Annotated in this window: 13 protein-coding genes and 3 pseudogenes; 14 read left to right on the forward strand and 2 right to left on the reverse strand. The window is 34.6% G+C overall.

The annotated features are described in order from the left end of the window. The first annotated feature begins 6 nt into the window (after positions 1 to 6). The 10 genes from BR44_RS10790 (at position 7) to BR44_RS10835 (ending at position 8930) form a co-directional block, all read left to right on the forward strand. Positions 7 to 924, forward strand: coding sequence for a F0F1 ATP synthase subunit gamma (locus tag BR44_RS10790; RefSeq protein ID WP_034552697.1), 918 nt, complete (start codon positions 7 to 9; stop codon positions 922 to 924). Positions 925 to 947: 23 nt separating this feature from the next. Next, positions 948 to 2378, forward strand: a complete 1431-nt coding sequence (atpD, locus tag BR44_RS10795; RefSeq protein ID WP_034552700.1) for a F0F1 ATP synthase subunit beta — start codon at positions 948 to 950, stop codon at positions 2376 to 2378. Positions 2379 to 2396: 18 nt separating this feature from the next. Further along, the gene (locus BR44_RS10800) at positions 2397 to 2816 is read left to right on the forward strand and encodes a F0F1 ATP synthase subunit epsilon (protein ID WP_034552702.1); all 420 of its coding nucleotides are present in this window, start codon (positions 2397 to 2399) and stop codon (positions 2814 to 2816) included. A 138-nt stretch (positions 2817 to 2954) separates the two neighbouring features. Continuing rightward, entirely contained in the window at positions 2955 to 3185 is a 231-nt protein-coding gene (locus tag BR44_RS10805; protein ID WP_034552705.1) for a DUF1146 family protein, read from the forward strand. A 127-nt stretch (positions 3186 to 3312) separates the two neighbouring features. Then, positions 3313 to 4623, forward strand: a complete 1311-nt coding sequence (gene murA, locus BR44_RS10810; RefSeq protein WP_034552707.1) for a UDP-N-acetylglucosamine 1-carboxyvinyltransferase — start codon at positions 3313 to 3315, stop codon at positions 4621 to 4623. A 214-nt stretch (positions 4624 to 4837) separates the two neighbouring features. Beyond that, positions 4838 to 5830 (forward strand): rod shape-determining protein MreB, encoded by a 993-nt coding sequence (gene mreB, locus BR44_RS10815; protein ID WP_084676141.1) that lies wholly within the window; start codon positions 4838 to 4840, stop codon positions 5828 to 5830. A 27-nt stretch (positions 5831 to 5857) separates the two neighbouring features. Further along, complete coding sequence (locus tag BR44_RS10820) at positions 5858 to 6064, forward strand: DNA-directed RNA polymerase subunit beta (protein WP_034552712.1); 207 nt, start codon at positions 5858 to 5860, stop codon at positions 6062 to 6064. Between the two features lie 192 nt (positions 6065 to 6256). Then, positions 6257 to 6622 (forward strand): single-stranded DNA-binding protein, encoded by a 366-nt coding sequence (locus tag BR44_RS10825; RefSeq protein WP_034552715.1) that lies wholly within the window; start codon positions 6257 to 6259, stop codon positions 6620 to 6622. Positions 6623 to 6797: 175 nt separating this feature from the next. Next, positions 6798 to 7508 (forward strand): response regulator transcription factor, encoded by a 711-nt coding sequence (locus BR44_RS10830; protein ID WP_034552718.1) that lies wholly within the window; start codon positions 6798 to 6800, stop codon positions 7506 to 7508. Next, positions 7509 to 8930: an ATP-binding protein gene (locus tag BR44_RS10835; protein ID WP_425393566.1), complete on the forward strand. Its 1422-nt coding sequence runs from the start codon at positions 7509 to 7511 to the stop codon at positions 8928 to 8930. Between the two features lie 57 nt (positions 8931 to 8987). Here BR44_RS10835 and BR44_RS10840 read toward each other — a convergent pair. Beyond that, positions 8988 to 11110: pseudogene (locus BR44_RS10840) on the reverse strand (LTA synthase family protein). 297 nt (positions 11111 to 11407) lie between these two features. On the opposite strand from BR44_RS10840, the gene BR44_RS11980 reads away from it, so the two are divergent. The 4 genes and pseudogenes from BR44_RS11980 (at position 11408) to ybaK (ending at position 13797) form a co-directional block, all read left to right on the forward strand. Then, entirely contained in the window at positions 11408 to 11830 is a 423-nt protein-coding gene (locus tag BR44_RS11980; RefSeq protein ID WP_245592973.1) for a hypothetical protein, read from the forward strand. Between the two features lie 38 nt (positions 11831 to 11868). After that, positions 11869 to 12144: a VanZ family protein gene (locus tag BR44_RS11985; protein WP_245592974.1), complete on the forward strand. Its 276-nt coding sequence runs from the start codon at positions 11869 to 11871 to the stop codon at positions 12142 to 12144. Further along, a pseudogene (locus BR44_RS10850) lies at positions 12110 to 13275 on the forward strand (class I SAM-dependent rRNA methyltransferase). Before BR44_RS11985 ends, BR44_RS10850 begins: the two are co-directional and overlap by 35 nt. A 72-nt stretch (positions 13276 to 13347) precedes the next feature. Then, positions 13348 to 13797 (forward strand): annotated as a pseudogene (ybaK, locus tag BR44_RS10855) (Cys-tRNA(Pro) deacylase). 116 nt (positions 13798 to 13913) lie between these two features. On the opposite strand, the gene BR44_RS11990 reads toward ybaK, so the two are convergent. Beyond that, on the reverse strand, positions 13914 to 14249 hold the full coding sequence (locus tag BR44_RS11990; RefSeq protein WP_245593003.1) for a BaiN/RdsA family NAD(P)/FAD-dependent oxidoreductase: 336 nt from the start codon (positions 14247 to 14249) through the stop codon (positions 13914 to 13916). Positions 14250 to 14405: the final 156 nt, after the last annotated feature.

The raw sequence follows: 14405 nt of genomic DNA on the forward strand, positions 1-14405 counted from the left end.
ATAGGAATGGCAGAATCATTAAATGATATTACAAAAAAAATTGCTTCGACTAAGAAAACAAGCCAAATTACTAATGCTATGCAGATGGTTTCAGGTGCTAAATTGTCAAAAGCTGAACAAAAAGCAAAAGGATTTCAAATTTATGCAAGCAAAATTAGAGAAATTGTTACCCATCTAGCGCATACTCAATTATCACTACTTGAAGACAGCACATTGATTGGTACAAATTCTCCTTCAAATATCGATTTTCATGACATGTTGATTGAACGTACTGTAAAAAGAACAGGGTACATTGTTATCAGTTCCGATAAAGGATTAGCGGGAGGATACAATAGCTCTGTCATTAAAGCTACGATTGATATGATTCAAAAAGATCACAAATCTCCTGATGAATACATTTTTATGGCTGTCGGCAGCACTGCTGGAGATTTCTTTAAAACAAGAGGAATGAATGTGGCATATGAACTAAATGATATTAGTGATCATCCAACATTTGATGAAGTTCGAGGTATTGCTCGGACAGCAACAGAAATGTATAAAAACGCCATATTTGACGAGTTATACGTTTGCTACAATCACCATATTAATACAGTTAGTTTTGAATACCGTGCGGATAAAATGTTGCCTCTAAATGATCTTGATTCAGCAGAAAAAGTTGAGTATGAAAGTGATTATTTATACGAGCCATCAAAAGAAGAAATTCTAGATATTTTATTGCCTCAGTATGCAGAAAGTTTGATTTATGGTGCTATTTTAGATGCTAAAGCTGCTGAACACGCAGCACGTATGACAGCTATGAAAGGTGCAACCGATAATGCTAGAGATATTATTGATGATTTAACGGTACACTATAATAGAGCTCGCCAGGCTGCTATCACAGAAGAAATTACTGAAATTATAGGCGGAGCCTCCGCACTAGGATAAGAGTAATGAATGGAGGGAAACGAATGAGTATTGGTCAAATTGTTCAAATTATTGGTCCGGTTGTTGATGTAGAATTTCCAGTAAATAAAGAAATTCCAGAAATTAATCACGCTCTAATAGTCAGAAGAATCAAAACTGGTAATGAAGAACAAGATTCAAGAAAAGAAAATACAGTCGTCTTAGAAGTAGCTTTGCAGCTAGGCAATGGTGTGCTTAGAACAATTGCTATGGAATCAACAGATGGATTGCAACGTGGAATGGAAGTAATCGATACAGGTGGATCTATCGATGTTCCTGTTGGTGAAGAGACATTGGGCCGAATGTTCAATGTTTTAGGAGAAACAATTGACTTGAAAGAGCCATTTGGAGAAGATGTTCGTCGCGATCCTATTCACCGCTTTGCTCCGTCTTTTGATGAGTTGAGCAGTAACAGTACTATCCTTGAAACTGGTATCAAAGTAATTGATTTGTTAGCACCTTATTTAAAAGGTGGTAAAACTGGTTTGTTTGGAGGAGCTGGAGTAGGTAAAACAGTATTAATCCAAGAATTAATTCATAATATAGCTGAAGAACATGGTGGTATCTCAGTGTTTGCTGGGGTTGGAGAGCGGACACGTGAAGGAAACGACTTGTACTTTGAAATGCAAGAATCTGGTGTAATTGAAAGAACAGCTATGGTATTTGGACAAATGAATGAACCTCCAGGCGCTAGAATGCGTGTAGCATTGACCGGTTTAACCATTGCAGAATATTTCCGTGATGAAGCCGGAAAGGATGTATTGTTATTCATTGATAATATTTTCCGGTTTACCCAGGCAGGATCAGAAGTTTCAGCGTTACTTGGAAGAATGCCTTCAGCAGTTGGGTATCAACCAACATTAGCTACAGAAATGGGTCAATTACAAGAACGAATCACATCAACAAATAAAGGTTCGATAACGTCCATTCAAGCTATTTATGTTCCAGCCGATGACTATACCGATCCGGCTCCGGCGGCTGTATTTGCTCATTTAGATGCAACCACCAACTTAGAACGTAAATTGACTGAACAAGGAATTTATCCAGCAGTCGATCCATTGGCTTCAACATCAAGTGCACTTGCACCTGAAATTGTTGGGGAAGAACACTACCAAGTTGCTATTGATGTTCAACAACTATTGCAACGCTACCGTGAATTGCAAGATATTATTGCTATTCTTGGAATGGATGAGTTATCCGATAGCGAAAAAATTACTGTTTCACGTGCTCGTCGTGTCCAATTCTTCTTGTCACAAAACTTCCATGTAGCCGAAGCTTTTACAGGAATACCAGGCTCATACGTACCCGTATCCGAAACCATACGAGGCTTTAAAGGAATCTTAGATGGTCGTTATGACGATTTACCAGAAGATGCTTTCCGTAACGTCGGACGTATTGAAGAAGTAGTAGAAAAAGCTAAGGCATCTGGTTATTAGTAGAGGAGGACAACTATAATGGCGGAATTACAAGTACAGATTGTGACCCCAGCTGGTATTGTTTATGATCATCGCGCAAGTCGTGTGATCGTTAGATCTATCGATGGACAATTAGGTATCCTTCCAGGCCATACACCCATCATTGTTCCTTTAGCAATTGATAGTGTCCGAATTGAACGTGTATCGGTTGATGAAGAAAACTTAATTGCAGTAAATGGTGGGATAATGGAAATGCGTGATAATGTTTGTTCGATTATTGCTGATAGTGCCGAAAGAGCGAGAGACATTGATGTTGAACGTGCCTTTGCAGCTAAGCAACGAGCAGAAGAGATAATAAGGAAATCAGAAGCTGTTCATAATAATAAACAACATAGAAGAGCAGAAATTTCATTGCGCAAAGCCATTAACCGTATTTCTGTTTCCAAACACAAAAAGTAGCAAAATAAGAAACTTTTAGCGAAAGCTGTGAGTTTCTTATTTTTATTTGCTGGAAAAAAGAAATGAAAATAAAAAAGCACTCGAAAATTTCTTTTAGAATAGGACTATGTTAAGATAATGACAAGAGGAGCAAAAAGAATGAATTTTATAGGCACGCAGGCTTTAATAAGTCTTATTTCGCATATTTCGTTTACATTATTAACTTTTTGGGCATTAAGAGGATTGATGATTGAAAAATGGATTAGAAAAAATCATGTCAAACAAGCTCGTTTGCTCTATTTATTTTTATCCATTGCAATTGGTTATTTAGTGAGCTCATTTATGATTGAATTTATACTAATGTCCAGAAATTTGATTTTTTTGTTTTGAGAACAATCTAATTAATATAGGGTTTGGAAATGATAAAGCATGTGTGCTATAATATCAAAGATTGCTGTAAATTTTTAGAGCAACGAGCAAAGGTTGTTGGCAACAGAAATTTCGGAGGGATATAATCATGGAAAAAATGATTGTTCGTGGCGGTAAACGTCTCGAAGGAACAGTAAAAGTAGAGGGCGCAAAAAATGCTGTTTTACCCATTTTAGCAGCAACCATCCTGGCAAGTAAAGGTAAAAGCAAGTTAAGCAATGTACCTATTTTATCAGATGTTTTTACAATAAATGAAGTATTACGTCACTTAAATTTAACCGTAGACTTTAATGAAACCGACAAAGAGATCACACTAGACGCTTCAGGAGAGCTAAATTTCGAAGCACCGTTTGAATACGTTAGCAAAATGAGGGCATCCATTGTTGTAATGGGTCCGTTATTGGCACGTTTAGGACATGCGAAAATAGCCTTACCTGGAGGTTGCGCAATTGGAACACGACCAATCGAGTTACACTTAAAAGGTTTTGAAGCAATGGGAGCCGTAGTATATATCGAAAATGGCTACATTGAAGCCTTTGCAGATAAATTATTAGGAGCTCATATCTACTTGGACTTCCCAAGCGTAGGAGCAACCCAAAACATTATGATGGCTGCTACATTAGCAGAAGGAACGACTACCATTGAAAACGTAGCAAGAGAGCCTGAAATTGTTGATTTGGCTAATTTCTTAAATCGTATGGGAGCTAAAGTTATTGGAGCCGGTACGGAATCCATTCGAATAGAAGGAGTGAAAGAATTAGTTGGAATAGATCATGGTATTATTCCAGACCGCATTGAAGCTGGTACGTTTATGGTAGCAGCAGCAGTTACCAATGGAAATGTTTTTATCGAAGATGCTGTCTCTGAACATAATAAACCATTAATTTCAAAATTAAAAGAAATGGGCGTTACTTTTATTGCAGAAAAACATGGTTTACGAGTAATTGGTCCAGACAAATTAAAAGCCACAGATATTAAAACAATGCCTCATCCTGGTTTTCCAACTGACATGCAAGCACAAATTACCATAGCACAAGCTGTGGCTGAAGGTACGAGCACCATGAAGGAAACGGTATTTGAAAATCGATTCATGCATATGGAAGAAATGCGTCGGATGAACAGCGAGTTCACTATCGAAAATCAGACTCTTGTTATATATGGTCCAGCTAAATTGCAAGGATCCGAAGTAGCTGCAACGGATTTAAGAGCAGCCGCTGCTTTGATTATTGCAGGTCTGGTTGCAGAAGGGTTCACTCGTGTAACACACTTAGAACATCTTGATCGTGGTTATTATCACTTTCATCAAAAATTACAAGCATTAGGTGCTGATATTGAACGAATCAATGAATCAAAAAATGCTATTTTACAAGATAAAGAATTAGGTATTTTATTTAAGTGATGATTATAAAGCTAGAGTATAATTCCTTAACAGGTTTTTTATTCTAGCTTTTTTTAAAGTGAATTTGGTCAATGAATCAAAATTAAGCAGAAAAAATGTTTTTAAAAAATCAACGTTTCCGATTAACCGTAAACGTGCTATAATCATAAGTTAGAGAGATAAAACTAGGAAATTGTACTAGTTTGGGACAAGAGTTTGAGAGGGGAACAGAATAATGGCTAAAGACATAGGAATAGATTTAGGCACTGCTAATGTATTGATTCATGTAAAAGGAAAAGGAATTGTTTTAAATGAACCTTCAGTAGTGGCAATAGACACTACAACGAATCGCGTTTTAGCGGTGGGTGAAGAAGCTTACTTAATGGTTGGGCGTACGCCGGGCAATATTCGCGCTATTCGTCCTTTAGATGGAGGAGTAATTGCTGACTTTGATATTACAGAAGCCATGTTAACTCACTTTATCAATAAATTAAATGTAAAAGGATTTCTATCAAAACCTAATATTTTAATTTGCTGTCCTACAAATATTACAAAAATTGAACAAAAAGCAATTATCGAAGCCGCTGAAAAAAGTGGTGGGAAAAATGTGTATCTTGAAGAAGAGCCAAAAGTAGCTGCTATTGGAGCAGGGATGGATATATTTCAACCAAGTGGAAACATGGTTATCGATATAGGTGGAGGTACTACAGACATTGCGGTTCTTTCAATGGGTGGAATTGTAACAAGTCGCTCGTTAAAAATAGCTGGAGACCGAATGGATATTGAAATTACGCAATACATTAAGAAAAAGTATAAATTAATGATCGGTGAAAGAACGGCTGAGTCAATTAAAATGGAAATAGGAACTGTTTTCCCTGGCCGTCGAGAAGACACAATGGATGTCAGAGGTCGTGATATGGTAAGTGGTTTGCCGAGGACAATTGTTATTAATTCAAGTGAAGTATTAGAAGCAACAGCTGAATCAATGGCTATGCTTGTTCAACAGGCAAAAGACGTGCTTGAACAAACACCACCTGAATTATCAGCGGATATCATCGATCGCGGCATTATTTTGACTGGTGGAGGAGCAATGCTAGATGGCATTGATCAACTCTTTGCTGAACAACTAAAAGTTCCAGTATTTATTGCAGAACAACCTTTGGACTCTGTGGCATTAGGAACAGGTATTTTATTAGAAAATATGACAAAGAAAAAATTTAGTTTTTAAAGGAATCTATAAAAATGAGGTGACACGATGACAAAAGGGAAAATTGCCGCACAAATGGGGACGTTTACACTAAAAATTTTATTGGTCATTGTTGTAGTTATTATTGCCCTAATTCTTGGAACAATGGTAGGGTATGGAATCGTTGGAGATGGAAATCCTTTTGCCATATTTGATATGTCAACATGGGGTCACATTTTCAGTTACTTTACAAAACCAACTATCGTCAATGGATAAAGGTTACGTACAAAAAAGAGTGGGGAAGGTTAAAACCTTTTTCATTCTTTTTTATTTTGTTATATTAGTTAGATCCTCCTGTTACTAGCAAATAGATAAAGTGAATTTATGTCATTCAATCTAAAAAAACGGAAATAGTTCTATTTAGCAGATAATTAAAGTGATTAAAATAAATAAAAAGGGGATGAAAAAATGAATCAACTAAATTTAGTAGGCCGAATCGTTAGAGAGATTGATATTAAAGAACTAGGTGATGGAAAAGTTGTTTTAAACAACACTCTAGCGGTTAAAAGAAAGTTTAAAAATGAAAAAGGACAGCCAGCTGATTTTATTCCCATAGTTGCATGGGGGCAAGTAGCTAAATTAATTCAGATATATTGTGAAAAAGGAGACTTAGTTGGATTGACTGGGCATATTCAATCAAGGTCTTATCAAAACAAAGAAGAAGAAACGGTTTTTGTAGTAGAAATGTTAGTAAATGAAGTCGATTTTTTACAAGGAAGAAGAAGCACACCTAGCTCTTCTATTGAAGAGATGGAACAAAGCACATTATATTAAATCATAGTAAGTTAGTTCAAGTAGAAGATTGTGGGGTTTTCCCCAATCTTCTTTTTTTGTCTTAATTTTTAAATAATTCTAGTTACCCCTTTTATAAGAACAAGCTAACTATTCAGTTGTGCTAAAAAAAGTGTATACTAAACTAAAGAGAAAAGTGAAAGAAAAGAGGGTCAGTATGAAAATAATAATGATCGAAGATAACCCATCAGTTTGTGAGATGATGGAAATGTTTTTTCAAAAAGAACAATGGGAATCGGTGTTTATTCAAGATGGGAAAGAGGGTTTAGATACTTTCCTTGAAGATAAAAAACAATGGGATTTAGTTATTCTTGATTTGAATTTACCAAGTATGGATGGTATGCAAATTTGTCGCGAAATACGTAAAATATGTAAAAAAATTCCGATTATTATGTTAACCGCAAAAGATTCAGAAAGTGATCAAGTCATTGGATTAGAGATAGGCGCAGACGACTATGTCACAAAACCTTTTAGTCCTTTAACATTAATTGCACGTATCAAAGCTTTAAAGAGACGTGCTAATTTGACTTTAGAAGAATCTGACTCAACAGAAAAAGCTTACGAAATAACAACAAAACATTTGAAAATAAATAAAAAAACCCGCGAAGCCTTGTTATACAATCAAGAAATTGAAGGACTTACTCCAAAAGAATTCGAATTATTATATACGTTATCTAAAAATCCTAAGCAAGTTTTTTCAAGGGAACAATTGCTAACGATGATCTGGAATTATGAGTATTTTGGAGATGAGCGAACAGTAGATGCACATATAAAGAAACTAAGACAAAAAATTGACAAAACAGGACCACAAGTTATTCAGACAGTTTGGGGAGTTGGATATAAATTTGATGATACCGAGGTTGAATAAATGATGAAGTTTAAGTATTTCTATCAACAAATGCTAGCTTTTTTTATGGTAATCATGACGATGTTGATTATTATGGGATTTTCTTTTTTACAGTTTTCTAAAAATACAACATATAATAATACAGAAGAACAATTGTACGGATACGCAGCGGCATTGGTATCTGGAGATTTACAAAAAAGCCAATTAGATAATGGCCAGTTAATTTTAAAAAATCAAGAAGTTACGCTTACAGTATTTGATAACAACGATTTGATGATTTATCCAGAAACGGTTAAAAATTATGCTAGTGGGATTTCAAAAGAGGATTTTAAAAAGTTAGAAAAAGGACAACGGATATCACTAAAGATTCGTCAAACCGATTTTTATGGTAATGATCGTCAACTTGCCATCGTTTATTTGCCTTTCTTTACGCAAGATAGCAATACTTTTTCAGGTTTTGTAGCTGTCAGTTCACCTATTAGCGGAATCGAAGCAACCTTAACAGCGTTAAGAAATAATTTGTTTGCGGCATTTTTATTTTCTTCACTAGGCGCAGTAATTTTAAGTTTATTGTTTGCTAAATATCAAGTAAATAGAATTAACCGTTTGAGAAGTGCTACTCATACAGTTGCAGAGGGTAACTTCGATATTCATTTAAAAAATAACAATAAGGATGAATTCGATGATTTAGCGGGAGATTTTAACCTAATGGCGGAATCTTTAAAGGCTTCACAAAAAGAAATTGAACATCAAGAAAATCGTAGAAGACAATTTATGGCAGACGTTGCCCATGAAATGCGTACACCTCTGACGACAATAAATGGCTTGTTAGAAGGTCTAGAATATGACATGATTCCAAGTAACCAAAAAAAGCGAAGTATTGAATTAATGCATAACGAAACTAGAAGATTGATTCGCCTTGTTAATGAGAACCTAGATTATGAAAAAATTCGCTCCAATCAAATTTTTTTGCATAAACAACATTTTAATGCAAAAGAGACACTAGAAATGGTTGTAGAACAGCTTTCATTAAAAGCAGAATCTGCAAAAAATGTCTTAAAGATAGATTGCCCTTCAGATGTGGAGATATATGCTGACTATGACCGTTTTGTACAAATAATAGTCAATCTTACGCAAAATGCTATTCAGTTTACTCAAGAGGGTGAAATCAAACTAATAGGACGAATGGAAGATGGTCGCAGTATGATTAAAGTTGAAGATACAGGTATTGGGATAGATACCAAAGAAGTTCAAAATATTTGGGAACGTTACTACAAAGCGGATGTATCTAGAAAAAACACCGTATATGGAGAATCTGGTTTAGGTTTGGCCATTGTTCAACAATTAGTGAATCTACATGGAGCAACGATTTCAGTGGACAGTATTCTAGGGAAAGGGACGATTTTTACACTAATTTTTCCTTTCGAAAATAAACGTAAATAAATAAAATAGGCACAACATCAACCCTAAAGTCGATGTTGTGCTTATTTTTTTGTTCTTTTATTCGGTTATTTCGATTTTGGTCTCGGCATCTGTTTCTTTCATCAACTCTGGAGCATTTGTTTTATATAGATCCGTCGTTGAACGGTTGCCATTTTGAGAATAGAGACTAGTTGCTTTGTCTCCTAAATCGCGATTAATTTTAGTCATTCTTTCGAACTGGTTTTGATAACGATAAGAAGATGGGTCAATCTCATTAAGGCCTTCTGGAGTATAGAATCGCAATAAATCACTATGCAAAATGCTATCAGATAAACTTAATTGAGTGGCAACAGCTTCTTTTAATTGATCTTGTTCTAAAAGAACTTCTTCTGAAGGTTCTTCAATGAGCTGTCCAGTAGCCGTATCATAAATATCAGAACCATTAAGCGTGTAGTTAGGTGTGACAACATTACCGTTACGGAATGCAACTGTTTGATCATGATCAGCTGAGAATAAATCTGTTCCTAACATGACCTTATCTTTTGTTTCGATACCCAGCAAATGCATCATAGTAGGAAGCATATCAACTTGCCCACCAAACTGTTCATTTATTTTTCCATTCGTTGTTCCTGGAATATGATACATCAACGGAATGCGTTGCATCATATCATCATTGTAACTGTTCCAAGTTTCTGGGTCTTCTCCAAGCAATGGAGCTAATGCTTGGTTTCTTGAATTAGAGATACCATAATGATCACCATAAAGAATAACCATTGAATTATCATATAAACCAGAGGCTTTCAAATAATTAAAGAATTCTTCTACGGCTTGATCCAGATAATGAGCAGTTACAAAATAATTGTTGATAGTTTCATCTGATGTTTGAGCCGGTTTAAAATCAACATTCGCTTCATCTAAAGGATAAGGGAAGTGATTTGAAACAGAAATCATTTTTGTATAAAACGGTTGAGGCAACTGTTCCAAATACTTTGCAGACTCATTAAAGAATAATTTATCTTTCAAGCCATATTCCAAAGTATTGTCCCCAGATAAATCATAGGAAGAAGAATCAAAGAAATAATCAACACCCATTTGTTTATAGGTGTTATCACGATTCCAAAATGAACCAACATTTCCATGCATGACAGCACTCGTATAACCTTTTTCGGATTCTAAGATATTATAAGAAGATTCGAAAGTATTGCTGCCACCTACTTGCGTAAACGCTCCACCTTGAGGTAAGCCGAACAATGAGTTCTCCAACAACATTTCGGAGTCAGCTGTTTTACCCTGTCCTACTTGATGGAACACATTGGTAAAGCTTTGTGTTTGTTGATCATGAAATATGCTATTTAAGAAAGGTGTGACTTCATGAAATTCACCATTTTCATCTTCTAATTTATAGTCGATCAAGAATTGTTGGAAACTTTCTAAATGGAGATAAATAACATTCTTGTTTTCAGCTACCCCAAACATATCTGGATTTGGTTCAGCATAATGTTCATCTACATAAGAAAAAACAGCATCCATATCCGATTCATCTGCATTCGCTTTATTTTGATTTGATTGAGCCGTTTGATAACCATTATAAGCTGTGAAAAAATTGATGCCTAGATATTTAACAATGTAATTTCGATCAAACGTACGACTTAACAGTTGGGGACGATTACTTTCTGATAGAGCTAAGTTTCCAGCAAAAAGTGTTACAGCTATAGCAGTCATTGCAATAGCTGAGCGTTTTTTATATAAACGAGCATCTAGCTTAACGTATTTTGTTGCTACTAATCCAAGTAAAACAAAAAAGTCTAGCCAATAAAAAACATCACGGGCTTTTAATAAAGCCATCGTGCTAGCTCCAAGTCCTCCTGCAACATTCCCAGCACCTAAAATAGTGGTTACTGCAAGAAAATCAGAAAATTCTCGATAATATAAAATGTTGGCAAATAGTAAAAGACTCATTACAAAGTAAATTAAAAATAAAACAGTGTAAGATTTTTTACTTTTTTTAAAATAAAGTGCAAAAGAAAAGAAAAGAACCGTTGTTGCTATAGGATTAATGAACAAGATGAATTGTTGCATGACCCCCGTGACACCGAGCGAAAATTCTTGTGTATAACTGAAGTATGTTTTGCCCAAAATAAAACGACAGCTAATGAAAAGAATCCAATTCGAGTATTTAATATATTTTTTAGTTTATTCATTAGTACAAAATCCTCCTTAAAAAGTAAACGATAAATAAGTATTTAACCAGGATGATATTATTTTAAAATAATCCTGATTGCTTTAGTCCACCTATATTATTATACATTTTACAGGTAATTAGCAAGTTAGTCAATTTTTGTAACTATTTTAACAAGGTGGAAAAAATAGAATCGCTTTCAAATTAGTGTTAGTATAAATTTTTCAAACAATTAAAAAATTTGTTGCATTTTTAAACATAAAGTAGTAGCAAATAAGTTATAATGATGAGTATCAGATAAAAGGAGGTTTTGCCTTACATGATATTTTTACAAGGCTTTTTTGACGTAATGGAACAGTCATACAGTGAATCCATTAATCATTTTCCTTTAATAGAGCTTATCTTTTATAGTGTAGACCAAACCTTGTTTTATTTCATAGTATGGTTAAGCATTCGTATTTTATATTTGTCCTTCTTTAAAAAGGGAAGAAGAGTAAAGAAATTACGTCGAGAAGTAAGTTTAGATGCTTTTGTTTTCTATGTCATTTTGTTGATTCACCTTACAGTTTTTCGAGAAGAACACAGTATCGGTAATATAGAGTTTAACATGCAGTCGTTAAGCAGCATAAATTTGACTCCGTTAACTCATACTCTAAAATTGACTCAAGGGGTAACGTTATTTGATTATTATTATAATTTGTATGGGAATATTCTTTGGTTTGTACCAATGGATTTGCAGTAGCTTACTTGCTAAATAAGAAGCCCTATTTTTTAAAAACAATGCTGATAGGTTTTTGTTTTTCATTTTCAATTGAGATGCTTCAGTTTTTTTTGGGAACTGGAATAACAGATATTGATGATTTAATTTTTAATACGATTGGAACAATGATAGGATTAATCGGTTTTATGATCTGTAAAAAAATATCTGAACTTTACAGTATGAGAAAAAGAGAAAAAAAGTATAGATTGACTAAATGTCAGAGTATACAAAAAAAGGAGATTAATTGTTGTGGAAAAATATATGTTAAAAAGACGAGCTACAGAACGAGCACGTAAGGGGTACCCAATACTAGTATTAGAGGATTTTGTTAAAGAACCAAAGCTTCCAGAAGGAACATTGGTTCAATGTATAGATGAACACAAAAAGTTTGTGGCCATTGCTTATTTAGCAAAACAAAACAAAGGCGATGGTTGGATTTTAACAACCAACCAAACAGAAATGATTAATCAAAATTTCTTTGAAAAATTGTTTAAAGAAGCAATGGATCAGCGTTCAATTTTTAAATTAAACGAACAAACAACGGCTTACCGAGTATTTAATGGAGAAGGCGACGGGTTAGGTGGCTTAACGATTGATTTTTACGATAATTACTATGTTTTTTCATGGTATAGCAAAGGGATTTATACTCATCGTGAGTTAATTCTAAAAGCTTTCAAGGCGGTTGTATCTGATAGTAAAGGACTCTATGAAAAAAATAGATTCGAAACAACAACAAAGCCAAAAACAGATTTGATTTTTGGAGAATCTGCTCCTGAACCATTAGTGATTTTAGAAAATGGAATTAACTATGCAACTTATTTAGATGATGGACTGATGACAGGGATTTTCTTAGATCAACGTGATGTAAGACAAAGTCTATTAGAAAAATACGCAATGGGTAAAACTGTCTTAAATACGTTTAGTTATACCGGTGCATTTTCAGTAGCAGCAGCTTTGGGTGGAGCGATTAAGACCACAAGTGTTGACTTAGCTAAACGCAGCTTGCCTAAAACCGTTGAACAATTTGAAATCAATAGTTTAGATGTGAATGATCATGTTATTCGAGTAATGGATGTTTTTGATTACTTTAAATATGCTATTCGCCATAAATTAACCTTTGATGTAGTCGTGGTTGATCCTCCAAGTTTTGCTCGTTCAAAAAAACGGACTTTCAGCGCTGCTAAAGACTACGCAAATTTATTAGAAGAGGTCATTCAACTGACTAAACCTAAAGGCATTATTGTTGCCTCAACCAATGCAGCCAATGTAACGACTGATAAATTTAAAGGTTTTATTGAAGAAGCTTTCAAAAAACAAAATAAATCTTATACATAGAAGAAACGTATACATTGCCAGCAGATTTTAAAATAAATCCAGAGTTTACCCAAGGAGATTATTTAAAAGTATTTATCATCCGTAAAAAATAGGCATTCGTTAAAATCCCTTATTAAAAGAAGGTAAAGCAACATGAAAAAAGGAAAACAACAGAAACAAATGCTATTCGGTTGCTAGACAAAGCCAAAATAGACTATCAGCTTCATGAATATCCTTGGAGCGAAGATCATTCAAATAGCCAAAAGAGTTTGAAGAAATGGATATCTCTAAACAGAGACTATTTAAAACCATTGTAACAAATGGGGATAAAACGGGTATAGTGGTTGCCTGTATTCCAGGTACAAGTGAAATCAATCTAAAAGCTCTTGCCAAAGTTAGCGGCAATAAAAAATGGAGTTACTGCATTTAGATGATTTAGAAAAGACGACTGGTTATATTCGTGGAGGTTGTTCACCAATAGGGATGAAAAAATTATTCCCTATTTACCTTTCAAAAGATGCCGAAGACCTAGATAGCATAATCGTATCTGCTGGAAGACGAGGTTTCAAGTTGAATTAGCTCCTCAAGACCTAAAAAAACTCGTTAAAGCTGAATTCGCATCAATTGAAGCCTAAATAGAACACAAAAGAGGTGAAGACATTTTTGTCTCCACCTCTTTTGTGTTCTATAAAATTTATTGCTAGTTAATGATTTTTACCTTCTAAAGCTTCTTGTGCCGCATGCATACCTGCTACGCGACCAGTGATAAAAGCACCAGTAATATTGTAGCCACCAGTATACCCATTATAATCAACAATTCGCCAGAAAAATACAAGCCTCTTGTAAATTTACTTTCCATTGTTTTTGGATTTACTTCTTTTGTATTGATGCCGCCACCTGTGACAAAGGCTTTTTCAATAGGCAAAGTTCCATTCGCAGTAAAACTAAAATCTTTAAGAAAATCAACGAAGGCTGATCGTTCTTCATCGGACAATTGTTTTAAAGGTGTATTTTCATTAAGTGATAACCGGGTAAAAGCAAAGAGTAAATAGCGTTCAGGAACATATCCTTTTAAAGCATTTTTTATGCTTTTTTCGCCTTCATTTTTTTACTAATTGCTGCATCTGCTGTGTGAATTCACCTTTAGATAAATCAGGTAAAGCGTCTATCGACATCATCACAAAATCTGTTTGGTCTCTTTGCATCGTTTGATGCACAAACATCGAACAGCGCAAAACAGCCG

This window comes from Carnobacterium funditum DSM 5970 (assembly GCF_000744185.1).
Lineage (GTDB): Bacteria > Bacillota > Bacilli > Lactobacillales > Carnobacteriaceae > Carnobacterium_A > Carnobacterium_A funditum.

Excerpts from the sequence above, each read along its gene's own strand:
- BR44_RS10835 (WP_425393566.1), top strand. The coding sequence starts at position 7,509 with ATGATGAAGTTTAAGTATTTCTATCAACAAATGCTAGCTTTTTTTATG.
- BR44_RS11980 (WP_245592973.1), top strand. The coding sequence starts at position 11,408 with ATGATATTTTTACAAGGCTTTTTTGACGTAATGGAACAGTCATACAGT.
- mreB (WP_084676141.1), top strand. The coding sequence starts at position 4,838 with ATGGCTAAAGACATAGGAATAGATTTAGGCACTGCTAATGTATTGATT.
- BR44_RS10805 (WP_034552705.1), top strand. The coding sequence starts at position 2,955 with ATGAATTTTATAGGCACGCAGGCTTTAATAAGTCTTATTTCGCATATT.
- BR44_RS10830 (WP_034552718.1), top strand. The coding sequence starts at position 6,798 with ATGAAAATAATAATGATCGAAGATAACCCATCAGTTTGTGAGATGATG.
- BR44_RS10820 (WP_034552712.1), top strand. The coding sequence starts at position 5,858 with ATGACAAAAGGGAAAATTGCCGCACAAATGGGGACGTTTACACTAAAA.
- murA (WP_034552707.1), top strand. The coding sequence starts at position 3,313 with ATGGAAAAAATGATTGTTCGTGGCGGTAAACGTCTCGAAGGAACAGTA.
- BR44_RS10790 (WP_034552697.1), top strand. The coding sequence starts at position 7 with ATGGCAGAATCATTAAATGATATTACAAAAAAAATTGCTTCGACTAAG.
- BR44_RS10825 (WP_034552715.1), top strand. The coding sequence starts at position 6,257 with ATGAATCAACTAAATTTAGTAGGCCGAATCGTTAGAGAGATTGATATT.
- BR44_RS11985 (WP_245592974.1), top strand. The coding sequence starts at position 11,869 with ATGCTGATAGGTTTTTGTTTTTCATTTTCAATTGAGATGCTTCAGTTT.
- BR44_RS10800 (WP_034552702.1), top strand. The coding sequence starts at position 2,397 with ATGGCGGAATTACAAGTACAGATTGTGACCCCAGCTGGTATTGTTTAT.
- atpD (WP_034552700.1), top strand. The coding sequence starts at position 948 with ATGAGTATTGGTCAAATTGTTCAAATTATTGGTCCGGTTGTTGATGTA.